The sequence below is a fragment of the Neisseria sp. Dent CA1/247 genome (genome assembly GCF_022870825.1).
GTDB classification, from domain to species: domain Bacteria; phylum Pseudomonadota; class Gammaproteobacteria; order Burkholderiales; family Neisseriaceae; genus Neisseria; species Neisseria zoodegmatis.
Genome location: NZ_CP091522.1, coordinates 2,022,993 through 2,039,993, shown reverse-complemented (window position 1 = coordinate 2,039,993; position 17,001 = coordinate 2,022,993). Strand labels below are relative to the sequence as shown.

General features: G+C 52.1%; 7 protein-coding genes. 4 read left to right on the top strand and 3 right to left on the bottom strand.

Annotated elements, in window-relative coordinates:
- Positions 1-138: 138 nt before the first annotated feature.
- On the top strand, positions 139-669 hold the full coding sequence (locus LVJ85_RS09995) for a phosphoribosyltransferase (protein ID WP_244739654.1): 531 nt from the start codon (positions 139-141) through the stop codon (positions 667-669).
- A 268-nt stretch (positions 670-937) separates the two neighbouring features.
- Positions 938-2,002, top strand: a complete 1,065-nt coding sequence (gene plsX / locus LVJ85_RS09990; RefSeq protein ID WP_085363989.1) for a phosphate acyltransferase PlsX — start codon at positions 938-940, stop codon at positions 2,000-2,002.
- A gap of 143 nt (positions 2,003-2,145) precedes the next feature.
- Here the strand turns inward: plsX and ubiA are convergent, their stop codons facing one another.
- From ubiA to smc, 3 genes are all read right to left on the bottom strand, one after another.
- Complete coding sequence (gene ubiA / locus LVJ85_RS09985) at positions 2,146-3,060, bottom strand: 4-hydroxybenzoate octaprenyltransferase (protein ID WP_244739645.1); 915 nt, start codon at positions 3,058-3,060, stop codon at positions 2,146-2,148.
- Positions 3,061-3,181: 121 nt separating this feature from the next.
- Complete coding sequence (locus LVJ85_RS09980; protein WP_244739643.1) at positions 3,182-3,763, bottom strand: chorismate lyase; 582 nt, start codon at positions 3,761-3,763, stop codon at positions 3,182-3,184.
- 84 nt (positions 3,764-3,847) lie between these two features.
- Entirely contained in the window at positions 3,848-7,342 is a 3,495-nt protein-coding gene (gene smc / locus LVJ85_RS09975) for a chromosome segregation protein SMC (protein WP_244739634.1), read from the bottom strand.
- Positions 7,343-7,801: 459 nt separating this feature from the next.
- On the opposite strand from smc, the gene LVJ85_RS09970 reads away from it, so the two are divergent.
- Both LVJ85_RS09970 and LVJ85_RS09965 read left to right on the top strand, forming a co-directional pair.
- Positions 7,802-8,698, top strand: coding sequence for an OmpA family protein (locus LVJ85_RS09970; protein ID WP_244739616.1), 897 nt, complete (start codon positions 7,802-7,804; stop codon positions 8,696-8,698).
- Positions 8,699-8,727: 29 nt separating this feature from the next.
- Positions 8,728-16,968, top strand: a complete 8,241-nt coding sequence (locus LVJ85_RS09965; RefSeq protein WP_244739614.1) for an Ig-like domain-containing protein — start codon at positions 8,728-8,730, stop codon at positions 16,966-16,968.
- The last annotated feature ends 33 nt before the right edge of the window (positions 16,969-17,001 follow it).

Genomic DNA, 17,001 nt, shown 5'->3' with positions numbered 1-17,001 from the left:
CAGAAAATTGCCCCAAAACCGCAATTGCTGGCTTTTTTACGTTACTGATACGTCAGCTAGGTTGGTTGCAGTTAAGTAGGGCATGAGGCCGTCTGAAAGGTTTGAATGCCCTGCTTGTCGGGTATATGGTTTTGTACGATGAAAAAGAAAATCTGGTATACATACGATGATGTTCACCGCGTCATCAAACAGCTTGCCGATAAAGTAAAGGCTTCCGGTGTTCAATATGATGCAATGATCGCTATTGGCGGCGGCGGGTTTATTCCGGCGAGAATTTTGCGCTGCTTTTTAAATATTCCGATTTATGCGGTTACTACGGCTTATTACGACGGCGAGCATACGGGCAAAGTGACCGACAGCGTAAAGAAAATCCAATGGCTTGATCCGCTGCCTGAAACCTTGAAAGGCAAGAACGTGCTGGTTGTGGATGAAGTTGACGACAGCCGGGTAACTTTGGAGTTCTGCCTCAATGAGTTCGCGAAAGAGGGCTTCGGCACCATCGGAATCGCCGTTTTGCATGAGAAAATCAAAGAGAAGAAAGGCAAGCTGCCGGAAGGTATGCCTTATTTCAGCGGCATTACCGTGCAGGACTGGTGGATTAACTATCCGTGGGATGCTGACGATATCGACGAGCACAACCGTTTGGCCGATCAGGCAACCATTGATTGAGAAACTTGAAGCGGAATCTGCGGGCGGCTTGTGTTAAAGTAGCTGCCTGCATATTTGAGCGTCTTTTTATATTGTAAACACTACTGAAAATAAATTGATTTGCTTAAGACATCCTTTGTTTGCGGTGTATTTTGAGTAAATAGGTGATTGATTCAGACGGCCTTTGTAGAGAATGCCGTCTGAAAACATTGCAGGGATAGCCGGGTAGATGCGTAGAATAAAACGGCATTGATACTTCCGGCAAAATTTGGGAACACGGAGAAAATTTATGATTACTTTGGCAGTAGATGCTATGGGCGGTGATGCCGGTTTGGATGTAACTGTACCCGGAGCCATAGCTTTTCTTAAGCAGCAGAGTAATGTGCATCTGATTATGGTGGGCGACGAATCCGCCTTGAAATCTGCTTTGGCCGCTGCACAAGCGCCGATGGACAGGATTACTGTAATCCATTCCACGCAGGTGGTGGAAATGGACGAGGCGCCGCAGCTGGCGCTGAAAAATAAAAAAGACTCTTCCATGCGGGTGGCGATTAATCAAGTGAAAGAGGGGCATGCCCAAGCTGCCGTGTCTGCCGGTAATACCGGTGCTTTGATGGCTACCGCCCGTTTTGTGCTGAAAACCATCCCCGGTATTGAGCGGCCGGCAATTGCCAAGTTTCTGCCCTCGGCTTCCGACCATGTGACTTTGATGCTGGATTTGGGTGCCAATGTTGATTGCACGGCGGAACAGTTGATGCAGTTTGCAGTAATCGGCAGCGAGCTTTATCAGGCGCTTTATCCCGCAAAAGGTCGACCGAGAGTGGGTTTACTGAATGTAGGTACGGAAGAAATCAAAGGTACTGATACGGTTAAGCAGACTTTCAAACTGTTGAGCGAAAGCAATTTGAATTTTATCGGCAATGTGGAAGGCAATACGGTATTTACCGGCAATGTGGATGTGATTGTCGCTGACGGTTTTGTCGGCAATATTGTGCTGAAAACCATTGAAGGCGCAGTCAAATTCATGGGCGGCGCCATCAAGCAAGAGTTTAAGGCCAATCTGTTTACCAAAGCTGCGGCGTTGGTTTCCATGCCGGCTTTGAAGGGCTTTAAAAATAAATTCGACCCGCGCCGTTTTAACGGAGCCATTTTCCTCGGCTTGCGCGGTGTAGTGATTAAAAGCCACGGCGGAACGGATGCGGTAGGATTTGCTTTCGCGCTTGAAGAGGCTTATCACGAAGCGAATGCGGCCAGCTTGGCAAAAATTGAGCAGGGCGTAGCATCGCAGCTGGCGGTGTTGGCGGAGAAGCAATTGGAAAGCGAACATGCCGCTATGGCGGATAATTTGGGTTGATGATTGTTTTTTAATCTTGTATTAATCAACAAAAAGGCAGACGTATATTGCGTCTGCCTTTTTATTTGTGCGTTGATATTCGGAGTGAAATATCTAACCTGAATATGGAGTAATGTGTTGTGCACTTTCGTTTTGCTGATGCCTCAGGCCGTCTGAAAAGACAGCCATAAATAGTGCCCGGCAATAGCTAAAAACCAAACCAAGCCGATGCGGTTGTTTTCTAAGAACGTGCGGAAACACAGCCAGCGGTCGCGCGTTTTGATTTGGCGGTATTGTTGGAATTGCCAGTAAACGGTGAGCGGCAAGGCCAGCCAGAAAGGCCATGTGGCTTGAATTTGAACACCCAGTATAGCCATCAAGGCAGTAAACCAAAAGTGGCAAATCATGATGGCCGAGATGTCGTTGTCGCCGAACGTGATGGCCGAAGTGCGGATGCCGATTTTTAAATCGTCTTCCTTATCGGCCATGGCATAAATGGTATCGTATGCCAAAGTCCATAAAACATTGGCGGTGAAAATCAGCCAAGCCAAAGGCGGGACGGTTTCTGTTACGGCGGCAAAGGCCATGGGGATGCCGAACGAGAAGGCTAGGCCTAAATAAAATTGGGGAAGAGGGAAAAAGCGTTTGGTAAACGGGTAGGTAACGGCCAAAAACAGTGCAGGCAAGCTTATCAGCCAAGTCAGGCGGTTGAGGGGTAGAAGGCACAATGCAGCCATGAGGCAGAGAATCAGCGCCAAAAGTATGGCTTCTTCTGTGGAAACCAAGCCTTTGGCAAACGGACGGTTTTGGGTTCTTTCTACCGAGCCGTCGAAATCGCGGTCGGCAAAGTCGTTCACCACACATCCTGCGCTGCGCATCAGGAAAGTGCCGGCGGCGAAGGCGAGCAGGATGGTGAAGTCGGGAATACCTTCTGAAGCGATCCACAATGCCCAAAAAGTCGGCCAAAGCAGCAGCAAAGTGCCGATGGGCTTTTCTATACGCATCAGTTTGCTGTAAATCACCAGCCTTCCTACGACATAGCGCGGCAGAAATTTTAAGAGTAACCGTTTTATATTCATGTGTAATATTTACTTTATTTATTAATATGATGGAAATAGACAAGCCGTCTGTTTCCAAACGGCTTGTCGTTACGCTGTTTTATGCAGAATTATAGACCAGATTATGAAAAGACTCATGTGCTTAAACAAAACTTTGCAGCCCGGGCAGAAAGTATTCGGCCAAGCCTAATGTTTCTTGCTGCCAGCTAAAAAACGAGCGTCGTGCTGCGAAAGCGTGTCCGTCGAATCCGGGCAGGCGGTGTTGTTGGGATGGAGAGGTGTATTCGAAAGGGGAGCGGGTCAGCGGTAGAGAGCCGTCAAACAATTTTTCGCCCAGCGGACGGGTGCCGCAATCCAAAAGCCCGCACCAATTATCTGCATCGGCACGGCAAATGCTGCGCGCCCAAACGACCGGTGTTTGGTTTAGACACAGCAACACATCGCGGGAGAACCATTTGTCTGTGTCGTTGGGATTGAGGCCGTCTGAAAATGCCGGATCGAAGCTGTCTTTACCCAAACGGAGCAAACGCACGGAAAATGTGTGATTGGTGTTCCGCAATGCTGCGGTCAGCGATTGTGCATGCATTAATGTGGCGGCGTTTTCAGAGACGCTGTGTAAAACGGTTTCGGGCAGTTGGGGCTGCCATATCAGAGGATTGTTCATGTTGCCGGTTATATCGGGCGGCGTGTGCTCAGGCCCGTGTGAAAAGTGAGTATTGTACATGATAGTTGCCCTGCGTAATCATGCGTGAAGCGGAGGCTTGTCAGGACAACTGTGTTTTTCGGGCTTCAATATTGCGGGCAAGCTTTAAGCCGGTTCCGCCATGCTCAAAGCCTGTTGGATATCCACCGCCACAATGCGCGATACGCCTTTTTCCTGCATGGTTACGCCGATAAGCTGTTCGGCCATTTCCATGGTGAGGCGGTTGTGCGAGATGTAGAGAAACTGGGTTTGCGCCGACATTTCTTTCACCAGATTACAGAAGCGGCCGGTGTTGGCATCGTCGAGCGGTGCGTCCACTTCGTCGAGTAGGCAGAAGGGGGCGGGGTTGAGGCTGAACAGGGCAAACACCAAGCTCATGGCGGTCAGGGCTTTTTCGCCGCCGCTTAAAAGATGGATAGTGCTATTTTTCTTGCCGGGCGGGCGCGCCATGATGGATACGCCGGAAGTGAGCAGGTCATCGCCTATCATGTGCAGCTTGGCTTCGCCACCGCCGAACAGGGTGGGGAAGAAGGTTTGCACTTTTTCGTTTACGGCATCGAAGGTTTCTTTAAACCGCGATTTGGTTTTGTTGTCGATTTGTTCTATGGCTTCTTCAAGCAGGTTGATGGCGGCCTGCACGTCTTCGCTTTGGCCGCGGTAGTAGCCGTCGCGTTCGCGGGCTTCTTCCAACTCTTGCAAAGCGGCAAGGTTGACGGCACCGAGGGCTTCGATTTGTTGGGCGAGGCTGCCGATGTCGCTGTTGAGGTTTTTTAAGCTGCCGGACGCAGCGGCCAGTGATTCGAGTGCGTCGAAATCGGCTTGGCGTTCGGCAAGATTTTGGTGGAAGCGTTTGGCGTTCAGCAGGGCTTCTTGTTGTTGCAGCAAAGCGGTTTGGGTGGCGGCCTGCAATTGCGGCAGTTTTGCCGACAGGGTTTGCTGGCGGGCGTATTGTTCGCGGCCTTTTTCTTGGGTGGCGGCGAGTTGCTCCTGCATGGCGGCGTACTGCTCGTCGAGGGTTTGTGCCGATTCGGTCAGTTCGCTGAGTTTGGCTTGCTGTTCGTCGTTTTGGGTTTCGGTTTCGTAAGCAAGGGCCAATTCGGATTGGCGTTCCTGCCAGTCGAAAGTTTGCTGCTCAAGCTGGATCAATTGTTGCTGGAAGTGCTGTTTTTGCTGTTGCAGTTTGTGCACGGCCACTTCTGCCAAACCGTATTGGCGGTTGGCTTCGAGAAGGGCTAACTGGGCTTGTTTCAGACGGCCTTGCTGCTCTTGGCGGCTGCCGCCGGTGTTTTGCTGCTGGTGTTCGAGTTCGGCTGCGGCTTCGGTAAGCGTGGCGATATCGTCTTCGAGGCCGTCTGAAGTTTGCTCGAGAATGATTTGTTCTTCTTCGAGCTGTGCCAGTTCGCGTTCGATATGCTCGCGGCGGATTTGGCCCTGATTGGTGCGTGCGAGCAGTTCGGCAGCGCGGTTTTGAGCCGACTGGTATTGTTGGCTGTGCTGCTTTTGCTGCTGATGCAGGTTTTTGTAGTGCTGTTCGGCAGCATTCAAAGCGGTTTGGGTTTGGGCGGATTGTTGTTCCGCTGCGGCCAGTTTGGGCGTGAGTTGTTCCAATTCGGCGGTTAATTCGTCCAAACGGGCTTTGCGCGCCATCAGGTTTTCTTGTGCGGCTTGGGCATACAGCACCACGCTGACGCGGTCGATTTGGTGGCCTTCGGGCGTGAGCCAGATTTGGTGGTTTTGCAAATCGGCTTGATGCTGTATGGCGTAATCTAAATCGGGGGCGCATAAAACGCCGTCCAACCAATGGTGTAAGGCCGTCTGAAAAGGGGCTTTGGCTTGGATTTGGTTCAGCAGCGCTTGAGCGGGCAGGGTTTTCTTGAGGCCGCCTGAAAGATTGTCGGCCAACCAAGCGGCACTGCCTTCGGGCAGGGGCGAGGGCGGTTGGAAGGCGGCGGGTACGGCGCGGGCGTGCAGACGTGTGGCTAGAATCACGCTTAAGGCGTGCTGCCAGTCGGCGGGCGCGGTGATGTGTTGCCAAAGCTGGGGCGCGTCCGCCGCCGCGGTTTGCTGCCAGAAATCGGTTTGGGCGGCCTCGTTTTGGGCGAGCAGATGAGCCAGCGCCTGCTGTTGTGCTTGCAGGGTAATGTGTTGCTGCTTCAGGCTTTGCTGGTGTTGTGAGGCCGTCTGAAATTGTTCGCGCAGGCTGTTGAGCTGCTCTTCGGCGGCGAGAATCTGTTCTTCGTAATGTTCCTGCTGGCTGTGCAGCAGGGCGGCCTGTTCTTGTGCGGCGGCGGTTTCGCTGTTGTCGGGCAGGTTGAGTGCTTGGCTTTCCTGTTTCAGACGGCCTTTGCGGGCTTCGTGCTGTTGCAGGGTTTGCTGCGAGTGGGCGAGTTGCTGCTGCTTTAAGGCCAGTTCGCGCTTGATGCGGTTGTGTTCGTCCTGCTGGTTTTGGTAGGCGGTATTCAGCGCGGACTGCGCTTCTTCGAGTTCGGGCAGGCGTTCTTCGTGTTCGGCAACCTGCATGGCCAACTCGGCCAGTTCAATCTGTTTTTCTTCTATATGAATGTCGGCTTCTTCAAGCTGTTCTTTGATTTGCCGCTGCTCTTGGTGGATACGCGAAAGCTGTACCTGTGCGGCGGCTTTGTCGCGCTCGATGCGCTGGTGCAGGGTTTGTTGGTGGCGGATTTGTTCTTCCAAGCGGGCAATCTGTTCGCGCAATACGCCGCGCTGGTTGCTGATGTCGTGCACGCTCTGTTGCTGCGCCTGTTCGGTGGCTTGCAGGGCGTGGATTTCTTCGGTTAGGGCTTGGACTTGGGCGGCGGTTTCGTCTTGCTGTTGCTGGAATGTTTGGTGTTGCGCAGTGGCTTTGTCGGCAGTGGCCAGCGATTGCTGCCATTGCACATAGTCGAGCAGGTCTTGCTGTTGCGAAAGTTGGCGGGTGAGCGTTTGGTAGCGTTCGGCAGTTTCGGCCTGCTTTTCAAGTTTTTCTACTTGGCGGGCAAGCTCGTTTTGTAAGTCAGACAATCGTTGCAGATGCTCGCGGGTGTCTTTCAGACGGCCTTCCGTTTCTTTGCGGCGTTCTTTGTATTTGGATACGCCCGCCGCTTCTTCTATATATGCCCGCAATTCTTCCGGCCGCGCTTCGATGATGCGCGAAATCATGCCTTGTTCAATCACGGCATAACCGCGCGCGCCTACGCCGGTGCCGAGAAAGAGATCGGTGATGTCGCGGCGGCGTACCACTTGGTTATTAATAAAGTAAGTGGATTCGCCCTGCCGCGTAAGCTGCCGCTTGATGCTTACCTCGGCATATTGCCCCCATGCGCCCTGCAAGCTGTGATCGCTGTTGTCGAACACCAATTCCACCGAAGCGCGCGGAGCGGGGCGGCGTGTGGCGGCACCGTTGAAAATCACGTCCTGCATACTCTCGCCGCGCAGTTGTTTGGCTGATGCTTCTCCCAATACCCAACGCACGGCATCGATCACGTTTGATTTTCCACAGCCGTTCGGCCCGATAACGGCAACAAGCTGTCCGGGTACATGAATGGTGGTGGGGTCGGTAAACGATTTGAAGCCGGCAAGTTTGATATGGGTGAGGCGCATGGATTGGGGGATTGTGGTATGAAAAGCCGTATTTTAGCGGAAATTGCAAAGCTGATGTACGAAAGGCCGGAAAGTTGTCTAGTGCTTAAAGCTGCAAGAAGCAGAGACTTGTTGCAAAAAAGATAATTACCTTATTTATTTTGTTATTTTTATCGGAATATTTCAAATGATTAAAATTATGTTATTTAAATTCAAATGATTAACTTTTTCTGCTAAAAAGTTATTAAATGTTAAGGCAAATACAATGGGATACCTGTTATCCATAAAAAAATACCGTTGGTATCTGTATGTGAAAAAGCAACGGCAATGCGTATATCATTCTATTATTGCTATGGGCTATGTCATGTGAAACTTCATTAGTCGGTTTATATTGATTATAGCTGTAAATATTTGAATATAACGAATAGTGCCGTTCTTTCGGATGCGTTATAGATTATAGAAAGTCAGGAGTTTTGAATTATGTTTCAGTACCGTAATTTATTGTGGATATTATTACCGCTCACGGCAGTAGGCTGTGCGCATCAGCAAAGGGAAAGCTGGATAGATACCAAAGAAGCAGTATACAGCACTTCAGTGCCGGAAAACCGCTCTTCTGTGGTTGTTTACCGTGAGGCTGACGCCATTGCCGGCCCCACTGTCAATATTTACGTTAACGGACAGTATTCAGGCTCGCTGCAACCCAATGCTTACCGCCAAGAAACGATATGTGCGCAAAACCAACGTTTTCATGCTGAGTTTACCAAGCGCGATGCAGGTTACCGCCATAAGTTGAATTCAGGCGACTACTACAATTTGCCCGAAGCCGCTGTATCTTTCTTCAAAGTGGTAGATGACGGGGCGGGCAATCCCGTATTGCGTGCCGTATCGCCCGAGCAAGCCGAAGTCGAAATGAAAGGCATTCCACGCCAAAATCACACGCTTTCCCGTGTTTCCAGCGCACAAAAGTGTGCAATCGTTTTGAAAAAATATGCTTTGCAGGCTTCAACATTGTTTGCATTCGATCGTTCCGACTATGCCGGCATGCTGCCTAAAGGTAAGCAGGAAGTTGACCAAATCTCCAATGAAATCAAACAACACCCCGATTCGGTAACCAGTGTGGCGGTGGTGGGTCATGCAGACCCCGCCGGCAAGCCCCAATACAACCAAAAACTTTCAGTTGAACGTGCTGAAACGGTTAAACGCGTTTTGGTCGAAAGCGGTTTAGACAACAGAGTAGTCAGTGCGGAAGGCCGTGGCGAGCGCGAACTGGTAGTAAAAGACTGCCGCGCCAAACACCCGGCTGATGAGAATGCGCGCAAACAATGCGACCAACCTAACCGTCGCGTTGAAGTGATTCTGCACGGTGAAAAGAAATAAATTAAATTGAAAATGATAAGGTGAATAATATGTCTAAAAACATTACGTTAAAAATCAACAATGCCAAAGAAACCGTAGAAACCGTCAAATTTCAGACGGCCTCGGGTGAAGTTTTGCGCATTCCCGCACAAGCGGATGTCAATTATCAATTCGTAGACGAGCTCACGCAGTTTGCTCCTGAAAATATCATGACCAAACGCGTCGGCGACAACCTTGAGATTGCTTTTGAGGGTACCGAAATCCAAAATCCGGATTTGATTTTGGAAGGTTATTATTCAAACGGAACAGGTGCTTCGAAAAGCAGCTTGTTGGTCGGTGAGCACGAAAACGGTAATGTTTACCCGTATGTTCCTGAGAGTACCGAAGCTTCAGACGCCGTAACCATGTTGGCAGAAGAAGTTCAGGCCGGTCAGGCTTTGGGCGGTGAAATTATCAGCGCAACGTGGTTGCCTAATCCGCTGTGGTTGTTGGCTGCCCTGCCTTTGGGCGGCTTAGCCGCTTTGGGCGGCAATAATGATGATGGTGCTCCGCGCGATCCCATCATTTCCGTGAATGCTCCCGATAACACAACTGATAATACCCCTGAAATTACCGGTAAAGTTGGTTTTGCAGAACCCGGCAGTGTGGTTACCGTTGTGTTGACTGACAGTCAAGGCAATGCACAAACAGTTTCTACCATTATCGGAGAAACCGGAGAATATTCCGTAGAACCTGAAAAGCCTTTGGCTGACGGCGATTATGTTGCTACTGCTACAGTGAAAACGCCTTCTGATAAATCAGCAACGGCCACCGATCCCGGCAGTATTGATACGACCGCTAAAATTACTGTTGATGCACCGGATGCAAGCAGCGATACCACGCCTACCATTACAGGCAAAACCACAGATGTGGAAGAAGGCCAAATCGTTACTATTGTGGTAACAGATGCGAACAATAAAGTTCAAACATTAACCGCTACTGTTCAAGCCGATGGCGGCTATAGTGTAGATGTGCCAGAAGCATTGCCGGACGGTAAATATAATGTTACAGCGTCCGTAAAAGATAAATTAGGCAACGAAGGCACCGCTAAAGATGACGGCTCTATTGATACTACTGCGCCGCAAATCAGCGTAGACGCACCCGACAACAGCAGCGACAACACCCCGACCATCAGCGGTAACACCGACGCTCCGGTAGGCTCGGTAGTGACCGTAGTGGTAACCGACGCCAACGGCGCCAGCCAAACCGTGACCACCACCGTTAAAGACGGCGGTGTGTACAGCGTTGACGTACCGGCGGCACTGCCCGACGGCGACTACCGCGTAGAAGCCAAAGTACAGGATCCGTCCGGTAACGAAGGCAAAGCTAACGACAACGGTTCGGTAGACACCCAAGCTGCGATTACCGTAGATGCCCCCGCATTGAGCAACGACACCACCCCGACCATCACCGGTACCACTACCGATGTGGAAGAAGGCCAAGTGGTGACCGTCGTGGTGACCGGTTCAGACGGCCGCAGCCAAACCGTCAGCACCACCGTTCAAAAAGACGGCAGCTACAGCGTTGACGTAGCGCAACCGCTGCCCGAAGGCGAGTACAGCGTCAAAGCCACCGTCAGCGACAAAGCCGGCAATACCGCCACAGCCGAAGACAAAGAAGGCAACGTCATCGACACCTCAGCGCCGATGATCAGCGTAGACGCGCCCGACAACAGCAGCGACAACACCCCGACCATCAGCGGTAACACCGACGCTCCGGTAGGCTCGGTAGTGACCGTAGTGGTAACCGACGCCAACGGCGCCAGCCAAACCGTGACCACCACCGTTAAAGACGGCGGTGTGTACAGCGTTGACGTACCGGCGGCACTGCCCGACGGCGACTACCGCGTAGAAGCCAAAGTACAGGATCCGTCCGGTAACGAAGGCAAAGCTAACGACAACGGTTCGGTAGACACCCAAGCTGCGATTACCGTAGATGCCCCCGCATTGAGCAACGACACCACCCCGACCATCACCGGTACCACTACCGATGTGGAAGAAGGCCAAGTGGTGACCGTCGTGGTGACCGGTTCAGACGGCCGCAGCCAAACCGTCAGCACCACCGTTCAAAAAGACGGCAGCTACAGCGTTGACGTAGCGCAACCGCTGCCCGAAGGCGAGTACAGCGTCAAAGCCACCGTCAGCGACAAAGCCGGCAATACCGCCACAGCCGAAGACAAAGAAGGCAACGTCATCGACACCTCAGCGCCGATGATCAGCGTAGACGCGCCCGACAACAGCAGCGACAACACCCCGACCATCAGCGGTAACACCGACGCTCCGGTAGGCTCGGTAGTGACCGTAGTGGTAACCGACGCCAACGGCGCCAGCCAAACCGTGACCACCACCGTTAAAGACGGCGGTGTGTACAGCGTTGACGTACCGGCGGCACTGCCCGACGGCGACTACCGCGTAGAAGCCAAAGTACAGGATCCGTCCGGTAACGAAGGCAAAGCTAACGACAACGGTTCGGTAGACACCCAAGCTGCGATTACCGTAGATGCCCCCGCATTGAGCAACGACACCACCCCGACCATCACCGGTACCACTACCGATGTGGAAGAAGGCCAAGTGGTGACCGTCGTGGTGACCGGTTCAGACGGCCGCAGCCAAACCGTCAGCACCACCGTTCAAAAAGACGGCAGCTACAGCGTTGACGTAGCGCAACCGCTGCCCGAAGGCGAGTACAGCGTCAAAGCCACCGTCAGCGACAAAGCCGGCAATACCGCCACAGCCGAAGACAAAGAAGGCAACGTCATCGACACCTCAGCGCCGATGATCAGCGTAGACGCGCCCGACAACAGCAGCGACAACACCCCGACCATCAGCGGTAACACCGACGCTCCGGTAGGCTCGGTAGTGACCGTAGTGGTAACCGACGCCAACGGCGCCAGCCAAACCGTGACCACCACCGTTAAAGACGGCGGTGTGTACAGCGTTGACGTACCGGCGGCACTGCCCGACGGCGACTACCGCGTAGAAGCCAAAGTACAGGATCCGTCCGGTAACGAAGGCAAAGCTAACGACAACGGTTCGGTAGACACCCAAGCTGCGATTACCGTAGATGCCCCCGCATTGAGCAACGACACCACCCCGACCATCACCGGTACCACTACCGATGTGGAAGAAGGCCAAGTGGTGACCGTCGTGGTGACCGGTTCAGACGGCCGCAGCCAAACCGTCAGCACCACCGTTCAAAAAGACGGCAGCTACAGCGTTGACGTAGCGCAACCGCTGCCCGAAGGCGAGTACAGCGTCAAAGCCACCGTCAGCGACAAAGCCGGCAATACCGCCACAGCCGAAGACAAAGAAGGCAACGTCATCGACACCTCAGCGCCGATGATCAGCGTAGACGCGCCCGACAACAGCAGCGACAACACCCCGACCATCAGCGGTAACACCGACGCTCCGGTAGGCTCGGTAGTGACCGTAGTGGTAACCGACGCCAACGGCGCCAGCCAAACCGTGACCACCACCGTTAAAGACGGCGGTGTGTACAGCGTTGACGTACCGGCGGCACTGCCCGACGGCGACTACCGCGTAGAAGCCAAAGTACAGGATCCGTCCGGTAACGAAGGCAAAGCTAACGACAACGGTTCGGTAGACACCCAAGCTGCGATTACCGTAGATGCCCCCGCATTGAGCAACGACACCACCCCGACCATCACCGGTACCACTACCGATGTGGAAGAAGGCCAAGTGGTGACCGTCGTGGTAACCGGTTCAGACGGCCGCAGCCAAACCGTCAGCACCACCGTTCAAAAAGACGGCAGCTACAGCGTTGACGTAGCGCAACCGCTGCCCGAAGGCGAGTACAGCGTCAAAGCCACCGTCAGCGACAAAGCCGGCAATACCGCCACAGCCGAAGACAAAGAAGGCAACGTCATCGACACCTCAGCGCCGATGATCAGCGTAGACGCGCCCGACAACAGCAGCGACAACACCCCGACCATCAGCGGTAACACCGACGCTCCGGTAGGCTCGGTAGTGACCGTAGTGGTAACCGACGCCAACGGCGCCAGCCAAACCGTGACCACCACCGTTAAAGACGGCGGTGTGTACAGCGTTGACGTACCGGCGGCACTGCCCGACGGCGACTACCGCGTAGAAGCCAAAGTACAGGATCCGTCCGGTAACGAAGGCAAAGCTAACGACAACGGTTCGGTAGACACCCAAGCTGCGATTACCGTAGATGCCCCCGCATTGAGCAACGACACCACCCCGACCATCACCGGTACCACTACCGATGTGGAAGAAGGCCAAGTGGTGACCGTCGTGGTGACCGGTTCAGACGGCCGCAGCCAAACCGTCAGCACCACCGTTCAAAAAGACGGCAGCTACAGCGTTGACGTAGCGCAACCGCTGCCCGAAGGCGAGTACAGCGTCAAAGCCACCGTCAGCGACAAAGCCGGCAATACCGCCACAGCCGAAGACAAAGAAGGCAACGTCATCGACACCTCAGCGCCGATGATCAGCGTAGACGCGCCCGACAACAGCAGCGACAACACCCCGACCATCAGCGGTAACACCGACGCTCCGGTAGGCTCGGTAGTGACCGTAGTGGTAACCGACGCCAACGGCGCCAGCCAAACCGTGACCACCACCGTTAAAGACGGCGGTGTGTACAGCGTTGACGTACCGGCGGCACTGCCCGACGGCGACTACCGCGTAGAAGCCAAAGTACAGGATCCGTCCGGTAACGAAGGCAAAGCTAACGACAACGGTTCGGTAGACACCCAAGCTGCGATTACCGTAGATGCCCCCGCATTGAGCAACGACACCACCCCGACCATCACCGGTACCACTACCGATGTGGAAGAAGGCCAAGTGGTGACCGTCGTGGTAACCGGTTCAGACGGCCGCAGCCAAACCGTCAGCACCACCGTTCAAAAAGACGGCAGCTACAGCGTTGACGTAGCGCAACCGCTGCCCGAAGGCGAGTACAGTGTCAAAGCCACCGTCAGCGACAAAGCCGGCAATACCGCCACAGCCGAAGACAAAGAAGGCAACGTCATCGACACCTCAGCGCCGAAGATCAGCGTAGACGCGCCCGACAACAGCAGCGACAACACCCCGACCATCAGCGGTAACACCGACGCTCCGGTAGGCTCGGTAGTGACCGTAGTGGTAACCGACGCCAACGGCGCCAGCCAAACCGTGACCACCACCGTTAAAGACGGCGGTGTGTACAGCGTTGACGTACCGGCGGCACTGCCGGACGGCGACTACCGCGTAGAAGCCAAAGTACAGGATCCGTCCGGTAACGAAGGCAAAGCTAACGATAACGGTTCGGTGGATACCGTTGCACCGACGATTACGGTAGATGCGCCTGACAACAGCAAAGATAATACTCCGACCATCAGCGGTAAGACCGATGCGCCTGTGGGTTCGGTTGTGACCGTCATCGTTACCGACGCTAAAGGTGGTGTTCAAACTGTTACTACAACCGTAAAAGATAATGGAGGTTACAGTGTGGATGTGCCTAAAGGTTTACCTGATGGCAGCTATACTGTTGAAGCCAAAGTGCAGGATCCCGCCGGTAACGAGGGCAAAGCTAACGACAAAGGTTCGGTAGACACCGTTGCTCCGAAGATTACGGTAGATGCCCCGGATAATTGCGACGACAATACTCCAACTATCACAGGTAAGACCGATGCACCGGTAGGTTCAGTAGTGACCGTAGTGGTAACTGATGCCAACGGCCGAGTTCAAACTGTTACTACTACAGTGAAACCTAATGGCGGTTACAGTATAGATGTGCCTAAAGGCTTGCCTGATGGCAACTATACTGTTGAAGCCAAAGTGAAAGATCCGGCAGGTAATGAAGGTAAAGCCAGCGATAAAGGTTCAATAGATACCGTTGCACCAACCATCACAGTAGATGCGCCGGACAACAGTCGTGATAATACTCCGACCATTACTGGTAAGACCGATGCGCCGGTAGGTTCAGTGGTGACAGTGGAGGTGGCAGATGCCAATGGTCGCATTCAAACTGTAACTACAACAGTAAAAGGCAATGGCAGCTACAGCGTAGATGTACTTAACGGCTTGCCTGAAGGTAAATATGTTGCTAAAGCTTCTGTGAAAGATGCTGCCGGTAATATCGCTAAGGCAACTGATCCCGGTTCGGTGGATACCATAACCCCATCCGTTAAAGCGGCCGACCAATATGTCCAAGAAGCGACAGGTACTAAAGTTGGCGGAATTATTAAAGTGGGTGATGCTAGCGGTATTGTTATGATTACTGTAGCCGGCAAAGATGTTACGTCAGCGTCAGCTGCGCGCCCGGTTGTTATCAAAACCGACAAAGGAACATTGACTGTTAACGGCTACAATGCAGCAAAAGGTGAGGTGGCTTACACTTACACCGAAAATGGCGGACGCAAAGATCACTCCAAAGGAGATGATTCAGTTATCGATAAGTTTGTTGTTGCTGTTAAAGACAAAGCCGGTAATACAGGCATGGATACTTTAGACATCAAGATTACCGATACCGCTCCGGTAGCTGCTAATGATGTTAATAGTATGAGTGAAAGAGATACTTCTGTGTACGGTAATGTATTGGCTAATGATTTGAAAGGTGCTGATACGCCGATCACGTCTTCTTCAGGAAGCGCCAATGGCCAGTACGGAAAATTGGTGATGGCACAAGACGGCACATACACTTACACCTTAAATGGCAATAACTCTGCTGTGAAAGCATTGAACAGTGGACAAAAACTGGTTGATACCTTCACCTATACCATTAAAGATGCCGATGGCGATACGTCTACCGCGGAACTGAGCATCACTATTAATGGTGTGGATAACGACCAAATTACCATCGGTTCAAACGGTTCAAACACCATTAAAGGCGGAAGCGGTAATGACGTATTAATTGGCGACCATGGCGGTACTCAAACCATTATTACTAAGGGCGCTAATTACAATGTGGCTATCTTGTTTGACGTTTCCAGCAGTATGAATAACTTCATTGCTGCAGATGGTAAGTCTTACTTGCATATGGCTAAAAAATCATTGCTGAAACTAGCGGGTGATTTGGCTGCTCATGACGGAAATGTTAATACGACCCTGATTGTATTTAGCGGTAAAGCGCGTGAAGTTGTGGATATTCGTGATTTGAACGAACACAATGTAAACAAACTGCTGAAAGGCATTTCTGCACAAACAGCAAAAGAGACCGGTGGCGTTACTAACTACGAGGATGCGTTTAGAGATACAGCCAAGTGGTTTAAAGAAGTGTCCGGAAACGGTTACAACAACGTAACTTACTTCCTGACAGACGGCCAGCCTACCGCTTACGGTAAAGACGGCTCAAGCGGACATAAACGCAGCATTGGTTATGTAACGCAAGAAGCAGTTGATGCCGGTTTGCATAGCTTTAAAAAGCTGAGCGCATTATCTGCCGTTCATGCAATTGGTTTCAAGCAAGGTGTTGAGCAAACAACGCTGAAATATTTTGACACCACTACTTCAGGGCCGTTGGGTTATGGTCGTGATGTAGTAAGCGCACCGATTTACTACAACAAACATGCTTCTGTGGTTTATCACGGTGCGACAGGTGAAGCATCTATTGTTCATTCGCCTAAAGAGTTGGATGCAGCCTTGCAGAAAGGTTCTACTTCCATAGTTGCAAATCAAGTGTCTCACGATACTTTGATCGGCGGAGAAGGTAACGATATTCTGTTTGGTGATTCAATCAATACAGACCAACTGTCTTGGACCAACAAAGCTACCGGTGTGTCTTATGAAGCAGGTAGTCACGACGGAATGGGTTCTGCAGCACTGGATGAATTCATTAAATGGAGTGAAAACGGCGGTAAAGCAGCAACTACGCAGCAGAAAGTAGATTTTGTACATAATAATTGGGAAAATCTGCTGGATGGACGCTCAGATGGTGGTAACGACAATCTGAGCGGCGGAGCCGGTAACGATATCTTGTTTGGTGGTGCAGGTAATGACACTCTCGCAGGCGGAGAAGGGGCAGATAAGTTTGTATTCTTGGCCAATAGCAACAGCGGCAAAGACCAAATTTTGGACTTCCAAGCAGGTACCGACAAAGTAGTGTTTGCTGATTTGGTAAGCTCTGCAGATCTGCAAGGCGCAGTATGGAACGATAAAACCCATACTCTGAGCTTTACCGGTGTAGGTGAAAATGGTGCAACATATCAGAACAGCATTACATTCTCCGGTATGTCTTCAGGCGAAACCCTGAACAGCATTTTGGAAAAACATGTTGAATTTATCGGTTAATTAAACTGTTCGATACAAGGCCCTGCTGGTAAG

Excerpts from the sequence above, each read along its gene's own strand:
- LVJ85_RS09980 (WP_244739643.1), bottom strand. The coding sequence starts at position 3,763 with ATGTACAATACTCACTTTTCACACGGGCCTGAGCACACGCCGCCCGAT.
- ubiA (WP_244739645.1), bottom strand. The coding sequence starts at position 3,060 with ATGAATATAAAACGGTTACTCTTAAAATTTCTGCCGCGCTATGTCGTA.
- smc (WP_244739634.1), bottom strand. The coding sequence starts at position 7,342 with ATGCGCCTCACCCATATCAAACTTGCCGGCTTCAAATCGTTTACCGAC.
- LVJ85_RS09965 (WP_244739614.1), top strand. The coding sequence starts at position 8,728 with ATGTCTAAAAACATTACGTTAAAAATCAACAATGCCAAAGAAACCGTA.
- LVJ85_RS09970 (WP_244739616.1), top strand. The coding sequence starts at position 7,802 with ATGTTTCAGTACCGTAATTTATTGTGGATATTATTACCGCTCACGGCA.
- LVJ85_RS09995 (WP_244739654.1), top strand. The coding sequence starts at position 139 with ATGAAAAAGAAAATCTGGTATACATACGATGATGTTCACCGCGTCATC.
- plsX (WP_085363989.1), top strand. The coding sequence starts at position 938 with ATGATTACTTTGGCAGTAGATGCTATGGGCGGTGATGCCGGTTTGGAT.